We start from the raw sequence: 15128 nt of genomic DNA on the forward strand, positions 1-15128 counted from the left end.
TCATCACGCACGGAAAGATCCTCTCATGAGAATAGACAAGGTTCCCCATCACGATGTGTCCAGCTATCTGGAGCGGAAGGACACGATCCTGATTCCGATCGGCGCGGTCGAATGCTATGGGCCGCATCTGGCCACGGGCACCGAAAACGCGATCTGCGACGCCTGGGCGGACGCCGTGGCCACGCGCGCGGACCTGGCCGTGGCACCGATCATGCCGTTCAACTACTCCGCGATGTTCCTCGATTACGCCGGCACCTGCTCGATCGAGATGACGACGATCGAGCAAACGCTTCTTCAGCTTTGCTCTGGGCTGGCCTGTCAGGGCTTCAGGCGCTTCCTGTTTGTCAATATCCATGCCGGCTCAATCGGACCGATCGAGAGCGTGTGCCGCGCCCTGCGCAGCCGCTTTGGCGCCTATGGCGGCCTGATCGACATTTTCTCCGTCATGCGCGACACTGCCGAGGTGACCTATGCCGCCAGCAAGGCGCCCACTGGCCATGGCAGCGAGATGGTTACATCGGTGGCGATGCATGTGTGCCCAGATCTCGTCTTCGCGGACCGGATGCAGAAGCCGGGCTCATTCACCACCTTCTCTCAGGGCGTGACGACGTTGACCTCCGGCAAGGTGAAGCTGGGCGCATCCAGCTACATGATCTTCTCCAATATCTCCGATTACTCTCCCCTCGGCATCCAGGGCGACCCGACCGGCGCCACTGCCGGAAAGGGACGACAGATCTGGGAGAGTTCGGTCGATTACGGCGTGGAGGCCGCGACATCCTTCGCGCGGGCGGTGCTGCAATCGCAGCGCTGACACAATGTGATACCCGGCCGGATCAGGATCATGGCGTGAACTGGCATGGAAGATTGATCCTGCTGGAGGGGTAATCGGCACTGAAAACTGACCCCTCTGATGCATGGTTTCTCCCTTGCGCCTACGGCTTCAGGGAGAAACCCGATCTCGATTCCAAGGGGTCATTTTTGGATGCCGATTGGGGTCGAATTTCAATGCCGATTGACGTCTGGACACAAAAACTGCCTCAGCGAGGCGTTTTTTGTTTTATATCAATATGTTAATTCATTGTTGGGGGGGGGGGGGGGAATGCAGTCAACAATACTTGCGATTGGTGAGTTATAAGATACTATACCTCCGCCTAAGATGATTATTCAAGGTTCCCATCTGGCACGGGCGCGCAGCAGCCCAACGCAAGCCTCCGGCGTCAAACCATTGTACCGACCGATCGGCCATCGACGCGAAGCACTATACCTGTCGTGACAGGCGGCCTGTGCCGATACCAGATAGGCAATTGTTGCAGCGACTTCCATGGCCTTACCGCGTCGCCTGACGATCACAATCGGCCTTTCATTATTCAGAAATATTGTTATATATTCATGGAAAGACTCGCCGTAACGTTCATCCCGACATTCAGGATTCCCATTCCATTTCGAGGCAACGTCTGAAAAACGTCATAATTACCAAGATCATTTCGCTCAAGGTGAAAGGATCATCACGAAAATCTTCACCAGAGCATGAACTCATCGTGTCGACAGGGGTTAACCCCAGCTAACCCGTATTCAGACACAGGTAAGGAAACCGGTCATGCGCGCGTTCCTCTCGTTCTCTCTTTCCGCCGCCCTGCTTGCAGGAAGTGGCACAGCATGGGGTCAATCAGCCCCAGCGTCCTCCTCCCGCACAAATGACCAGAGTTCCCCCTCCCAGACCTCCACGCCTCCCGCCCACAAGCCGGTTGAATCTCCAGACGGCCCTAAACATGCAGGGCATCCTCCCGCCACGAAGACACCGCCTTCACCCTCGTCCTTGAGTGTATCCCGGGGTAGGCATGAGGCAGACCGGATGCTGACACCGCCGATCCTGAAATCCGATCACGACCCGCAATAGCCGCAAGGGCATAAGGAGCGGCCGCCAAATCCCCTGCGGTCGCTCCTAACGTGGCCCAGTCAAGGCGAGCCGCCGCGTTGATGCGAGTCGGGCTTCACGCGTTTCCGGCATGGCAAACAGAAAGAGAAAAAAGACGGCGGTTCCGCTGCCTGCCAGCGCCAGGAACGCGAGATTGAAACCATAGGCAGACGTCAACAGGCCACCGGCGAAATTCGAAAGCAGGGCTCCCACCGTACCAACGGCAAGCCCCACGCCGATGAGGAGATTCCGCCGGCCGCCATGTGCCGCCAAATCCGACATGATGGCATAAAAGAGCACTAGAATAATACCCGAGGAGATACCATCCAGGATCTGGGCCAGGCACATGGTCGGCCAGCCGGCGCTCCGGATGATCATCAGGTCGCGCAACGGCTGCACCGCCAGCGCAACCAGAAAGAGCGGCTTGCGCGGCCATTGCCCGGCTGTCCGCCCGACCAGGAATGCCACCGGTACCATGGTCGCCTGCGCAACGACGATGCAAACGGCCGTCATGAAAGACACACTGCCGAAATGATAGACGGCATGCCGTTCGATCATGAGCGGAACGGTCGCTCCATTCGCCAGATTGAACAGCAGGTAGCAGATCAGAAAGACCAGAAAGGACGCATCCGTCAGCACGCGGACAACCTCCCGTCCCTTTGCAGCGCCGGATCGAGAATCCTGCGATCCGCCTTCTTGCGCATCCGCGCGGCGTGTCAGCCCCACCACCAGAAAGAGGCTGATGGCCGCCAGCCCGCCGATGGCCCATAAGGGCGTGAGAGGCCCTGCCGTGCTGCCTACAACGCTCATGAAGCAGGCAACCAGTGCGTTGCCCATATGGTTGAAGGACTCATTGCGCCCCATCCGCGCCATGTAGCCGCCGTCGCCCGCAGTCTGCCGACTGATGGCCGCCAGCAACGGCGAGAACAGTGCCCCCGCACCGCCGGCGAGGAAATGGACGCAGACAATCTGCCAGAAGCCGGGAAACAGGGCTGCGACCGAGACCGAGAACGCCGTCACGACGCTGCAGCCGGCCAGGATCGCCCTGCGGGAGGACAGCCGGTCGAGCGCCCACCCACCCAGCAGGCGCGCGGTCACCGCCCCCGCTCCACCGGCCGCGATCGTCATGCCGATATCGGCCGACGGCCATCCATATGCCGCAAGCAGGCCGGTCAGAAAGGCGCCCAGATTGTCCTGTACGTCCGCCAGCAGAAAGCTGAGCCCATCCAGGGCAATATTATCCCGACGGCAGCGCGTGTCTGTCTCATGGCTGGTCATCGGCCCTCATCGTCATTGTATCTGGACCGCGTCGGGCCGCTCGATACCGGCATGCTCGCATGAGGTGACGGCATGTCGGCACGTCTCCCCGGCGCGGTCTGTTTCAGGAGCGAAAGCGGGACCGGCTGGCCGAATCACCACGCTGATCAGCGTTGCCCTTCGGCTCCCCCAGGGGATTCAGACGATCGATTGAAAATGAAAAATGCTTGTCAGTTCAGAGGATTCCCCGGATCTTCGGGCATCGGCGGCGGCCGCTCCGGCGGCGGGGCAGGCGCCGGTCGTTCCGGCGGGTAGGGTGGCGGCGGATTCGTCCCCCCGGCGTGATTCCATGCGACGGCTGATTTCATTGGGTGCTTTATCCTTCGGCTGATACGGGTGACGGCCTTCTCATGCCGCTCATGCGGGGTGCTCCGGCAATGCGAAAGCGACGACCTCGTCGCCGTTCCGGGTCTGGAGGCCGCCATGGCCGCCCACCGCCAACACCACATACTGGCGCCCGTCCTTGCCCATATAGGTCATCGGGGTTGCGTTCCCACCCGCATCGAGCGTGGTTTCATACAGAACATGACCGTCGCGGCCATCAAGGACGCGAAAGGCCTGATCGGCCGTGGCGCCCATGAAGACCAGACCCGTCGGCGTGGTCAGCGTGCCGCCCATGCTGAAGATGCCGGTCGGCAGTCCGATGGGCATGCGCAGGGCATTGGTCGGGCCGACATTCCTGGTCGTGCCCAGGGCACGCTCCCAGATCCTGCGATGATGCACCAGGTCGATGGCCTGCGTCCTGCCCCAGGGGGGCGCCAGGCACGGGGCCCCGAAGAAGCCCAGCCAGGGATTGATGACGGCGGCATAAGGCAGGCCATGCTGCGGATTGTTCGTGAAGATCGGCTGGGGATAAGGCTGGTTCCAGTCGTCCCACGGTTTGAACAGACCTTCCTTCAGCGCCTTTTCGCGCGGAATCAACTGCATCGTGAAGGGGATGTAGGTCGTATTGACATATAATACCCCCCGCGTGGGATCGATCGTTGCGCCATACCAGTCGTCCACGCCGTCAAAAGCCGGGAAGCCGATCGTCCCCTGAAGACTGGGGGGCGTGAACAGGCCATGAAAGTTCATGCGCCTGAAAGCGATGCGGCAGGCCATCTGGTCGAAGGGTGTGATCCCCCACAGATCGTCCGTCGTCGGGTCGGACCGGCGCAGGTTCGGCATGTCCGGCGAATAGGGCTGCGTCGGCGAATAGCGTTCGTCCGCAATGGTACCGCCCGGAACCGCGCGTTCCTCCACCCGATAGAACGGTTTGCCGGTGCGGCGGTCGAGCACGAAGAGTTCGCCCTGCTTGGTCGTCTGGACCAGTACCGGCGTCATCTGGCCGTTGCCGTCGGGCAGATCGACCAGTGAAGGGCCGACCGGCAGGTCGAAATCCCACAGATCGTGATGGACCGTCTGGAAATGCCAGCGCTCTTCGCCCGTCGTGATGTCGAGCGCGACCAGAGAACTGTCATACTGCTCGTCGAAGCCACGGCGCTTGACGCCATAATAGTCGGGCGTGGCGATGCCGAGCGGCACATAGACCAAATTCAGGGCAGGATCGGCGGTATAGACGCCCCAGCCATTCGGTGTACCGCGTGTAAAGATCTCACCCGGATTCAACGGCCGGTTGGCAGGCGTGTGCCCGATATCCCACCCCCAGGCCAACTGCCCGGTGGTGGCATCGAAACCACGGATAACGCCCGAAGGTTCGCCCACGGTCTGGTTGTCGTAAACCCAGCCGCTGAGCATGATGCGCCCGTTCATCACCATCGGCGGGGACGTGATGAAATGAAATCCCGGCGGCATGGGACCCATGTCCTGCCGCAGATCGACAACGCCGTTATTGCCGAAGGCCGGGCACAGCCGCCCGGTATCGGCGTCGAGCGCAAAGAGGGTGGGCGGCGAGCCGGAATCGGTGGAAATGATACGATGCGGACAGGCCGATCCTGCCGGCGCCTCGAAATAGGAAACACCGCGACAGGCCTGATAGGTATTCTGGTCGTAATGTCCACCGGGGCTGTATCGCCACACCTGTTTCCCGGTCGTGGCATCCAGCGCCACCACATCGCGGTGCGGCGTGCAGAAAACCAGATTGTCCCCGATTTTCAGCGGCGTGGCCTCGAAACTGAATTCGCGGCCGCGGGCATTTTCGCCCGTGCGCGGCAGGTCGCCCGTGTGAAAGATCCACGCAGGCCGAAGATCATGCGCGTTTTCGGCCGTGATCTGGCTGGCGGTTCCGAACCTGTCACCGGCCGACGTGCCCCCCATATAGCGCCATTCGTTGTTGGCCAGGGATTCGGCGTTCAGCACCGCACCGCCCGTATGACCCGCCGGGAAGGGATTATACTGAACGGTGCGTGACGCCGTGATGGCCCATCCGCAGGCGAACATGAACACGAACAGCGCAGCACACCCGCCCATGCCGCCAAGAACGGCCCTGTTGACGCAGGTGCGGCCTCCTGGATTGCTGAGGCACCCCCCTACCCAGGGGCCGAACACCCACAATCCGATCCCGGCCGGCAGGGCCAGCGGCGGCAGCATGCGCCATCCGTCGAATCCCACCCGCGACACCACCCAGATCAGCGTATAGGCGAGCATGACGGCATAGACCCAGAGCCCCCTGCTGTGCCCTCTGGCCACCATCAGGCCGCTGATGGCCATCAGCACGCCGGCGACGGCGTAATAGGCGCTGTCGCCCAGCATGATCAGCCAGACACCCGGCACCGCAAGGGCCAGGCCCAGCAGGATCAGCACGATCCCCGTGATGCGGGTGAGGACGGGTCTGGATCGCGATGCCATCAACGAAGTCTCTCCCTACCTGTCTGGGGCCGCTCGGGCCGGCCGGCGGAAGGAGCCCGCCTTCGCCCTCTGCCCATGCTGATGCGGAACGCCTATTGAGCCAGATATCCGCCATCCACCGGCAGCACGGCACCCGTGATGAAGGAGGCTTCGTCGGACGCCAGGAACAGGATCGCGCTGGCGACCTCATCCGGCTTGCCCATCCGGCCCAACGGGTGCATGGCCACCACTTTCGCAATGCCCTCCTTGCCCAGTTTGCCCACGGCCGGCGTGTCGATCGTACCCGGCGCCACGGCGTTGACGCGCACGCCCTTGTCGGCCAGGTCGATGGCCAGATGCTTGGTCAAGCCCGACGCCACGAATTTCGCCGGGCCATACACCGCCTGTCCTTTCTGCCCGGCAAAGGCGGAAATCGACGACAGGCAGACGATCGCCCCCTTCCCCGCCTTGACCATTTCCGCCGCGGCGTATTTGCAGCTGAGGAACATGCCGCGCCCGTCGATCGCCATCGTATGGTCCCAAAGATCGACGGTGGCGGATGCGAGGTCGGCTTCAGGGATGATGCCGGCATTGGCGACAAGAATATCGATCCCGCCGAAATGGGCGACAGCCTGACTCATCAGGGCCTGGACATCCGCCTCGCGGCTGATATCGCCCGGCACCGCAATGGCCTGCCCTCCGCGGCCGGTGATGTCCGCTACCAGCGCTTCCAGCTTTCCCCCGTCAAGGTCAGCCAACGCCAGTCGCGCCCCTTCGGCCGCGAAACGTTCCGCCGTCGCGCGACCCATGCCGCTCGCCGCGCCGGTGATCACGGCAACCTTGTCGTGGATGCGCCCGGAGGAAGAATTGTCCGGACGTGCTTCATGCACGGGCATTTTCGTCTCCTGCGATGTGGGATGGATACAGCCAACGAGCGAAGGCGGATCGGGTTGACCTTCTTTTTCAGATAGATCCGAAGAAACGCTTTCAGCAGGCCCTCCATGCGGCTCGCTACGGCCGGATATCCATGGGGGATGATGTCCCGCCCACCGGATGCATGGCGGCCTTGTCGTATCGGGCCGGAACGAATGTCCGTGCCCTGCGTATGCAAAACGATGCCAACTTCATGGGCGGCCGCCGGGCAGGCATTTGCAGGCGGATCTTCCCCACATCATCCCCCGCCGGAACGCCGGGGGCAGATGTCGCTTGTCCGGGCGGCGATATTACGCCGTCACGCGGCGGTGCCCAGCACGAAAGGAATGTCGATGACCGACGACAGCAGCAACCGGAACCATGATTCGTCACGCCGCCGGTTGATCCAGGCCGCTGGTGTTGCAGCCGTGGCCGGGGCATCGGCTTTCAGCCAGCGTGCGTCGGCAGCAGCGCCAGACGCACCGGATGGAACCGCCATTCCACTGGCCGATCCCAAGGGCCTGTTCCCGCATCCACCCTTCAGTGCACAACCCCAACCCTGGCCCGGACTGGCGTCGAAGATGAATCTTCGCCCCGACCATGGGGAGCAGAGCTATCGGGGCAATGGACGCCTGGCCGGACGAAAGGCTCTCATTACCGGCGGCGATTCCGGCCTCGGCCGCGCCGCTGCAATCGCCTATGCGCGGGAAGGCGCCGACGTCGCCATCAACTACCTGCCCCAGGAGGAAAGTGATGCGCGGGAGGTCCAGGCGCTGGTACAGCAGGCAGGCCGAAAGTTCGTTGGCCTGCCCGGCGATATCCGGCACGAGGCATTCTGCAGGAAGCTCGTCTCCCAGGCCGCCGCGCAACTGGGCGGCCTCGACATCTTCGTGAACTGCGCGGGGCGGCAGCATACGCATGACGATATCCTCGATGTCAGTACCGAAGATTTCGACTGGACGCTCAAGACCAATCTCTATGCGCTCTTCTGGCTGACCAAGGCTGCGATCCCGCACATGCCGCCCGGATCGTCCATCATTTTCACCTCGTCGACCAATGCCTACAATCCGTCGACCAATATTCTTGATTATTCGATCACCAAGGCCGGCATCGCCAATTTTGCCAAGGGGCTGGCGAAGCAGTTGGTCAAGCGCGGCATCCGGGTCAATGCTATCGCACCCGGCCCCTTCTGGACGGCCCTGCAGGTCAGTGGCGGCCAGACGATGGAAAATGTCGAGAAACTGGGCGCGGACGTGCCGATGGGCCGCCCGGGCCAGCCGGTCGAGATCGCACCTGTTTACGTCCAGTTGGCCTCCACCGAGTCCAGCTACATGACGGGCCAGGTGGTCGGTGTGAACGGCGGGGTCGGACTGCCGTAATGCCGGCTTGCTCCGACACTCTGTTTCGGGAGGACCTTCGGTGATGCAAGACAATCGCCACAGCCCCGGCACGCCGTGGCACAATGTCGCGGCCCTTGCCGATCTCGATCCCACCGTCGCGCACCGTACGGAAGTCGGGGGCCACCCTGTGCTTCTGCTTCGGCAGGAAAACGGGCAGGTGCGGGCCCTGTCTGCCGAATGCCCGCACAAGGGTGCACCGCTGGAAAAGGGCGTCGTGTGCGGCGACCGGCTGGTCTGTCCATGGCACAAGGCCATCTTCTCGATCGAAGACGGGCGGCTGCTTGAGCCCCTGTCTCTGGACCCGCTGGCCACCTACCCCACCGAAATCCGCGACGGCCACGTATGGCTCTCCCTTGCCACGCGCCCGCTCGCCGCCGAGGCGGCACAAGAGCAGGCACAAAGTGTCCTGATCGTCGGGGCCGGGGCCGCCGGTGTGGCGGCCGCCGTCTCGCTACGCGAATTCGGCTTTGCCGGAACGATCACCATGGTCGACGGTGAGAATACGGCGCCCTACGACCGCACGGCGCTGACCAAGGCCGTGCTGTCCGGCAAGACCGAAGACGATACACCCCCCACCCTGCGCCCGGACAGCTTCTGGGCCGATCATGATATTGATCGCCTCGTGGGGCAGGTCGTGGCGCTGGATGCGCCCTCACATGCCATCACGCTGGCGGACGGGCAGGTGCTGACAGCCGATCATATACTGCTTGCGCCCGGCGCCGCGCCTCGCCGACTTGACGTGCCCGGTGCCGATCTTCGGGGTGTCGTCACGCTTCGGCAGGCAGCCGACGCACAGCGACTGCTCGCAACCTGTCCGGCAAACGGACGGGTCGTGATCAGCGGCGGCAGTTTCATCGGCATGGAAGCCGCCGCCTCCCTGAAATCCCGGGGCATGCAGGTTACGGTCGTCGCACCGGACGAGATCCCGTTCGCAAAGATATTCGGCCGGGAGATCGGCGCACGCCTGCGGCGTCTGCATGAAGAGAAAGGCGTGATCTATCACGCCGGGCGGCGCATCGTCGGGATGGAGGGAGACGAGCGCGTCCAGAACGTGCGTCTTGACGACGGCACGCATCTGGAGGCCGACATCGTGCTGGTCGGTGTCGGCGTACGCCCCGCAACCGGCTTCGCAGCCCCCCTCGCAGCAGAGGATGGCGGTATCGATGTCGATGACGACATGCAGGCCGCTCCCGGCATCTACGTCGCCGGGGATTGCGCACGCATCATCCACGCAGACAACCGCGTCCGGATCGAGCATTGGCGTTCCGCACAGGTGCAGGGCCGCCAGGTCGCGCGAACGATCACAGGGCAAGCCGGGCCGTCGCGCTTCCTGCCCTGGTTCTGGACCCAGCAGTTCGCCTGCAAGATCGAATATGCGGGCTATCATGAACCGTTCGACGACGTGGCGATCGAAGGGGATCTGGAAGCATTCCGTTTCGTTGCACGCCTGATGCGGAAGGGCCGCTGCGTCGGCATCGTCACTGCGGGGCATCCGGACGTGACCGCCAACGCGGTGCTGGCAGACAGCCTGGACTGAGGGGCCTGCCGGCATATTTCGCGCTGCGCCATGAACAGTCCTGACATGGCGCAGAAATTCGTGAGAGATCGATAACAGAAGGAGATTGGCATGACCAACGACAAGGCATCCGTCGCAAACAGCACCATCAGCAAGATTTCCGACGTCGTGACCGGGGCGGCCGGCGACCATTCCGGTCTGACCAGCCTGCTTGGCGCATATTTCCTCTCAACCGGGAAAGATTCCCTGGTGACGCGGGCCCGGAATGCAGGGGTCGAAGCGGAACTGAAGAGCTGGTTCACGGAAAGCTTGCCGCACGAAACATCGGCGGAGACCGTCACGGCCCTGGTGCCGGACACTGTCCTCGATAGGTTCGCCTCGGAAACCGGCCTGACGAAATCAGCCACCATTGAGGCATTGCAGGAACAATTGCCCAAGACGATACACAAGCTGCGCGCACAGGACGATTTCATCAAAACCTGACCGGGCCCGTATGATCGGCGGGGCGCCCCTTGATGGGCTCCCCGCCCGTCAATCCACAGCGTTCGGTCCAGTCTGTCGGCTTTTCAGGGTCATATCCTGTTGATGACCTCCGAGCGATGGCCCGATCAGCGCAGCGTCACCACAGGGATGGAGACTGAACCTCAAACATCTGGATCGGCACCCATGCCCGATATAACCCGCACCGGCACATCCGATCAGTTTCAGAAACATGAACAATGTTTCCATATCGCCATCCAGAACCGGCAGAATGGACGCATCCGGAAGGACTGGCCGATCGAGGATTACGCGGCATTGGGTGATGGACGGTCTGTCAGTCTTATTGCGCCCGACGGCACCGTCGCATGGTGGTGCGTCCCCTCTCTGGACAGCCCGGCCCTGTTCGATTGTCTGCTGGACAGAGAAGCAGGCGGGTATTTCCAGATCTCTCCCGATACCGATTGTCGGATAGAGCGAGCCTACCGCCATAACAGCAACGTCATGGAAACCCTGTGCACATCCGCCAGCGGCGTTGTACGCCTTACCCAATCGCTGTACGCCTTACCCAATCGCTCAACAGCACCATGGCCGGCCGGCTGCCGTGGAGCGAGCTGGCCTGTCGCATGGAATGTCTGGCCGGGACGCTGACATTCCATGTCAGGCTTGTCTGCGGCACCCTGGGGAAGACGGCGTCTCCCTGGCTACAGACTAATCGCAATGGAAGCATTTTCCATGTCGGCCCGGTTATTGCCGTCTTTTGCCGCACGGACAACCTGCATGTGACGCGCGAGGATGACGGAGGCATGGAGGCCAGCGTCACCCTCAGCGAAGGCGAACGCGCAACGGCCGCCCTGATTGTCAGCAAGGACGAACCCCTCGTTCTCTCGCCCATAGACGAGATCGACCAACGAATCGACATCAGCGACCGCGCCTGGCGGGCGTGGGCTGAAGGCGTCCATCATGACGGGCCGCATGCCATTTTGCTGCGGCGACATGCCCTGCTGCTCAAGCTGTTGCTGCACTCGCCCACCGGAGCGATCGCCGCGGCCGCGACGACATCGCTGCCGGAAAAAATCGGCGGGACGCGAAATTATGATTATCGGTATGGCTGGATTCGTGATGCCGGCTATGCCGTAAACGCTTTTCTACGCCTGGGAATCATGCCGGAAAGTGATGCCGCGTTCGCGTGGCTGATGCGGTGCCTCGACACCCACGGCGCCCGCGTTCTGTATTCCCTCGAGGGCGCGCCTGTATCCGACGTTCAGGTCCTGAACAGTCTGCCGGGCTATCGGGAAAGCGGGCCCGTTGTAACGGGAAATGCCGCCAGCAAGCGGCATCAGCACGGAATTTATGGCGATATTTTCGAAACCGCCAGCCTGTTCGTTGGCCAGGGCAATTTTCTGGACCAAAAAAGTGCTCGTATTCTCTCCGCCCTCGCTGACGAATGCGCCGATAAATGGCAGCAGAAGGACGCCGGCATCTGGGAGCTGGAAACGCCCGAGCATTACACCCAATCCAAGATCAGCGCATGGCAGGCTCTGACACGCGCGGCGGAACTGGCATCAGATAACCATCTCCCGGCGACCTGTGCGGAACGCTGGGCGCGCGAGCGCGACCGTATCGCCGCGTGGATAGACCACCATTGCTGGTCCGAATCGCTGCAGGCTTACACGATGTATGCTGGAAGCGATCGCCTGGATGCCGCGCTGGCGCTCGGTGCCCGTTTCGGCTTTGGCAGCCGGCAGCGCATGTCCTCCACCCTCGATGCCATCCGTCGCGAACTCGGCCACGGGGCGCTTCTCTACCGCTATTCGGGCGCGGAGAATGAAGAGGGCACCTTTCTCGCCTGCTCGTTCTGGATGTGTGAAGCCCTGGCGGAACTGGGCCGGCAGCAGGAAGGGGAACGATTGTTCGAGGAATGCCTCGCTGCCCTCCCTCCGACGACCGGCATTCTGGCCGAGATGATGGACCCAGGCACGGGGCATTTTCTGGGTAATATTCCCCAGGGCCTCAGCCATCTGGCGCTGATCCATGCTGCCTGTTCCCTGGCCGGCGACCGTCAGCGCGTCCCCTCGCCACCCTAAGCAGCGATTTAGAATTCGTCTGAACGGTTCCGAGCGCACCCGGTCACGCGCCGGCGCGCCCGTCGAAGGACGTGATCGCCACTTCCGGGGAATGACGCGGTCGAACCCTATGGATGCGCGCCCGCAACGGCTTCGGCATAGTCCCACCCTCCACCGAGAGCCCGATAAAGAGACACGAGCGTGGTTTCGGAACGCATCTGGATCAGCGCCACGGTGGATTCTCTGGAAAGCAGCGCAGCATGGGTTGCAACGACGTTCAGATAATCCGTCGCGCCCTGGCTGTAGCGTTGGGTCGCAGCCGTATAGGCGGCCTGATTCTGTAGCAGGGCCTGCCCGGTCAGGGTCTGGCTGGACTGGGTTTTGGCATAAGCGGTCATGGCATCATCCACCTCCCGCCAGGCACTCAGAAGCGCATGGCGCCAGGTCAGAAAAGCCTCCTGCTGGGCCGCCTTGCGAAACTGAAGCGTGGCAATCAGCCGTCCGCCCTGAAAGACCGGCACATTCAGCGTGGGACCGACGCTGAACTGTTTGGCGGGCAGAGCAAAGAAATCCGAGGCGGCGAAGGATTCCGTGCCCATGTTTCCGGCAAGCGTAATATCCGGATAGAAAGCAGCGGTCGCGACCCCGACTTCCGCCGTCGCCGCGTGCAGGCGCGCCTCGGCTTCCAGCACGTCCGGACGGCGCCGCGTCAGGTCTCCTGGCACGCCGACGGGAACGCCGACAGGCAGCTTCGGCTGAGGTCCAGGCTTTTCAAGCTCGGCTTCCAGCGCGCGCGGTGGCTCCGACAGCAGCAGACCGATCGCATTGATCAGCGCAGCCTCGCCGCTTTCCAGATCAGGCAGCCCCGCCTTCATGCTGGCCATCTGGGCAGAGGCCTGCGACACATCGAGTTTCGTCGCCACCCCGTTGACGAAGCGGTCTTGCACAAGTTTCAGATTTTTCTCCGCCAGAGCAATATTCGACCGCAGGATCGCCTCCTGCGCCTGCACCCCACGCAGCTGCATGTAGCTGGTCGCGAGATCACTGACCGCAGCCAAGGCAGCCGCGCGTCGCGCGGCGACGGCAGCGGCCTGATTGGCACGCTGGGCTTCGACACCGCGGCGAATGCCCCCGAACAGATCCAGGTCCCAACTGCTGCTGAGTACGTTGTCGTACAGGTTAAAGTTCATGCTGGCGTCAGGCCGTGGCTCGGCCAGCGAGAAAATGCCCTGCGTACTGAGCTGCCGATAGGCATACGACCCGGACCAATTGGCCTGCGGAAGCCCGGCCGCAGCGGCCGCCTTCATCTGTGAACGCGCTTCCCGAATCCTCTGGGCTGCGATCTGAAGGTCGAGATTCTGTCGGCCGAGACGATCGACCAGACCGGTCAGTTCCGCATCGCCGAAGCTGCGCCACCAGCGGGTGTCGATGGCACCAGAGTATGTCTGGCTGCCGCCCTTCGGCTCATCGCCCCACCTTTGCGGGGTCGCCATATGCGGGCGCTGGAAATCGGGGCCGACAGTACAGCCCGGAAGCACGGCCGCCAGCGGGAGAACACATGCTGTCGCGAAAAGAAATGCCCTCTTTTTCATGGGCGCGCGCTCTCATGGCCGGTCACCGTTCCGGCCGTCTCGTGCTGCTGGTCCGCCACGATATCAGCAAGACCTGTATCCACCGTCGTTTCGACCGAAAAGCCCAGACGGAGCAGCTTCGCCACCGGCTGATTGGGCACAAGAACAATTTTCACCGGCAGACGCTGGACGATCTTGGTGAAATTGCCGGTGGCATTTTCCGGTGCGATAGGCGAAAAGACCGCGCCCGAAGCAGGAGGAATACTGTCCACGATGCCATCCAGGGTGGCGTCGTAGGCATCGACATGAATCTTGACGGGCTGGCCTGGGCGCATGTGATGCAGGGCCAGTTCGCGATAATTGGCTCGGATCCATATCTGGTCGAGCGGTACAAGGGCCATCAGGGCAGCGCCTGGCGACACGTAATTGCCGGTCTGAACAGTGCGTTCGCCGATCATGCCATCTTCAAGGGCACGGACCTTGGTATAAGACAGATCGAGTTCGGTTTGGCGAAGCCGGGCCCGATCGAGTTCCACGGTGGCCTCCGCGGCTTTATGCCGTGCCTGAAGGATCGGAAGTTGCGCACGGGCAGCGGCGATACGGGCTTCGAGCGACTGAAGAGTCGCCTCCATCTCCCGAAGTGTGGCAGCGGATTGCTGATTTTCCTGGGTTGATCCCGCGCCGGTTCTTGCCAGGTTCGTATATCGCCGGGCATTCTGGCGGGCAAAAACCAGCTGCGCGCCGATACGGGCGGCTTCGCCCACGCTCTCATCGATGATCGAAGGCTGGCGCGTGACAGCGCTGGCGGCATCCTGCACAAGCGACTGGTCCCGGTCGAGTGTTGCCCGCGCCTGATCCAGCGCCGTCTGCTCATCTCGCGGGTCCAGTTCGACCAGAACCTGCCCGGCTTTGACGGACTGGTTGTCCGTAACGTCCACGGCGATGACCTGGCCGGAAATGCGTGGTGCGACGACGGTGTAATGGGCGGTAACGTAGGCATCGTCGGTCCAGACATGTCGTGTCGGCACGAAAATGATGGCCAGCACCACAGCGACAAAGACAACGATGACGGCACCCGCGCCGATAAAGAGCCAGCGCATGAGCGGCCCGCTTCGCTGTTTCCCGTCATCTTTCCTGTCCTGGTCCTGCGTCTGGTCGTTATCCGCCATTCTGCGGTGCGTCCTTCTG

11 protein-coding genes are annotated in these 15128 nt (G+C 62.5%); 6 read left to right on the top strand and 5 right to left on the bottom strand.

Annotated elements, in window-relative coordinates; genetic code table 11:
* The first annotated feature begins 25 nt into the window (after positions 1 to 25).
* Positions 26 to 811 (top strand): creatininase family protein, encoded by a 786-nt coding sequence (locus HLH27_RS13920; protein WP_182950638.1) that lies wholly within the window; start codon positions 26 to 28, stop codon positions 809 to 811.
* A gap of 1131 nt (positions 812 to 1942) precedes the next feature.
* Here HLH27_RS13920 and HLH27_RS13925 read toward each other — a convergent pair.
* The 3 genes from HLH27_RS13925 to HLH27_RS13935 form a co-directional block, all read right to left on the bottom strand.
* Complete coding sequence (locus tag HLH27_RS13925) at positions 1943 to 3193, bottom strand: MFS transporter (protein ID WP_182950639.1); 1251 nt, start codon at positions 3191 to 3193, stop codon at positions 1943 to 1945.
* A 396-nt stretch (positions 3194 to 3589) separates the two neighbouring features.
* The gene (locus HLH27_RS13930; RefSeq protein WP_182950640.1) at positions 3590 to 6019 is read right to left on the bottom strand and encodes a membrane-bound PQQ-dependent dehydrogenase, glucose/quinate/shikimate family; all 2430 of its coding nucleotides are present in this window, start codon (positions 6017 to 6019) and stop codon (positions 3590 to 3592) included.
* Between the two features lie 92 nt (positions 6020 to 6111).
* The gene (locus HLH27_RS13935) at positions 6112 to 6894 is read right to left on the bottom strand and encodes an SDR family NAD(P)-dependent oxidoreductase (RefSeq protein WP_182950641.1); all 783 of its coding nucleotides are present in this window, start codon (positions 6892 to 6894) and stop codon (positions 6112 to 6114) included.
* A 369-nt stretch (positions 6895 to 7263) separates the two neighbouring features.
* On the opposite strand from HLH27_RS13935, the gene HLH27_RS13940 reads away from it, so the two are divergent.
* The 5 genes from HLH27_RS13940 to HLH27_RS13955 all read left to right on the top strand — a co-directional run bounded on the left by HLH27_RS13940 (position 7264) and on the right by HLH27_RS13955 (position 12390).
* Positions 7264 to 8289 (top strand): SDR family oxidoreductase, encoded by a 1026-nt coding sequence (locus HLH27_RS13940; RefSeq protein ID WP_182950642.1) that lies wholly within the window; start codon positions 7264 to 7266, stop codon positions 8287 to 8289.
* A 43-nt stretch (positions 8290 to 8332) separates the two neighbouring features.
* Positions 8333 to 9847 carry an FAD-dependent oxidoreductase gene (locus HLH27_RS13945; RefSeq protein ID WP_182950675.1) on the top strand — a complete coding sequence of 505 codons (1515 nt, stop codon included), beginning with the start codon at positions 8333 to 8335 and terminating at the stop codon, positions 9845 to 9847.
* A gap of 90 nt (positions 9848 to 9937) precedes the next feature.
* Positions 9938 to 10309, top strand: coding sequence for a YidB family protein (locus HLH27_RS13950; protein WP_182950643.1), 372 nt, complete (start codon positions 9938 to 9940; stop codon positions 10307 to 10309).
* 183 nt (positions 10310 to 10492) lie between these two features.
* On the top strand, positions 10493 to 10954 hold the full coding sequence (locus tag HLH27_RS16930) for a trehalase-like domain-containing protein (RefSeq protein ID WP_220790424.1): 462 nt from the start codon (positions 10493 to 10495) through the stop codon (positions 10952 to 10954).
* The gene (locus HLH27_RS13955; protein ID WP_220790425.1) at positions 10930 to 12390 is read left to right on the top strand and encodes a glycoside hydrolase family 15 protein; all 1461 of its coding nucleotides are present in this window, start codon (positions 10930 to 10932) and stop codon (positions 12388 to 12390) included. Before HLH27_RS16930 ends, HLH27_RS13955 begins: the two co-directional genes overlap by 25 nt.
* Before the next feature lie 107 nt (positions 12391 to 12497).
* Here the strand turns inward: HLH27_RS13955 and HLH27_RS13960 are convergent, their stop codons facing one another.
* On the bottom strand, positions 12498 to 13961 hold the full coding sequence (locus tag HLH27_RS13960; protein ID WP_182950644.1) for an efflux transporter outer membrane subunit: 1464 nt from the start codon (positions 13959 to 13961) through the stop codon (positions 12498 to 12500).
* Positions 13958 to 15109 (bottom strand): HlyD family secretion protein, encoded by a 1152-nt coding sequence (locus HLH27_RS13965; protein ID WP_182950645.1) that lies wholly within the window; start codon positions 15107 to 15109, stop codon positions 13958 to 13960. The genes HLH27_RS13960 and HLH27_RS13965 overlap by 4 nt, the downstream gene beginning before the upstream one ends.
* Positions 15110 to 15128 lie beyond the last annotated feature (19 nt).

The sequence above is a fragment of the Gluconacetobacter takamatsuzukensis genome, from assembly GCF_014174275.1.
GTDB classification, from domain to species: Bacteria; Pseudomonadota; Alphaproteobacteria; order Acetobacterales; family Acetobacteraceae; genus Gluconacetobacter; species Gluconacetobacter takamatsuzukensis.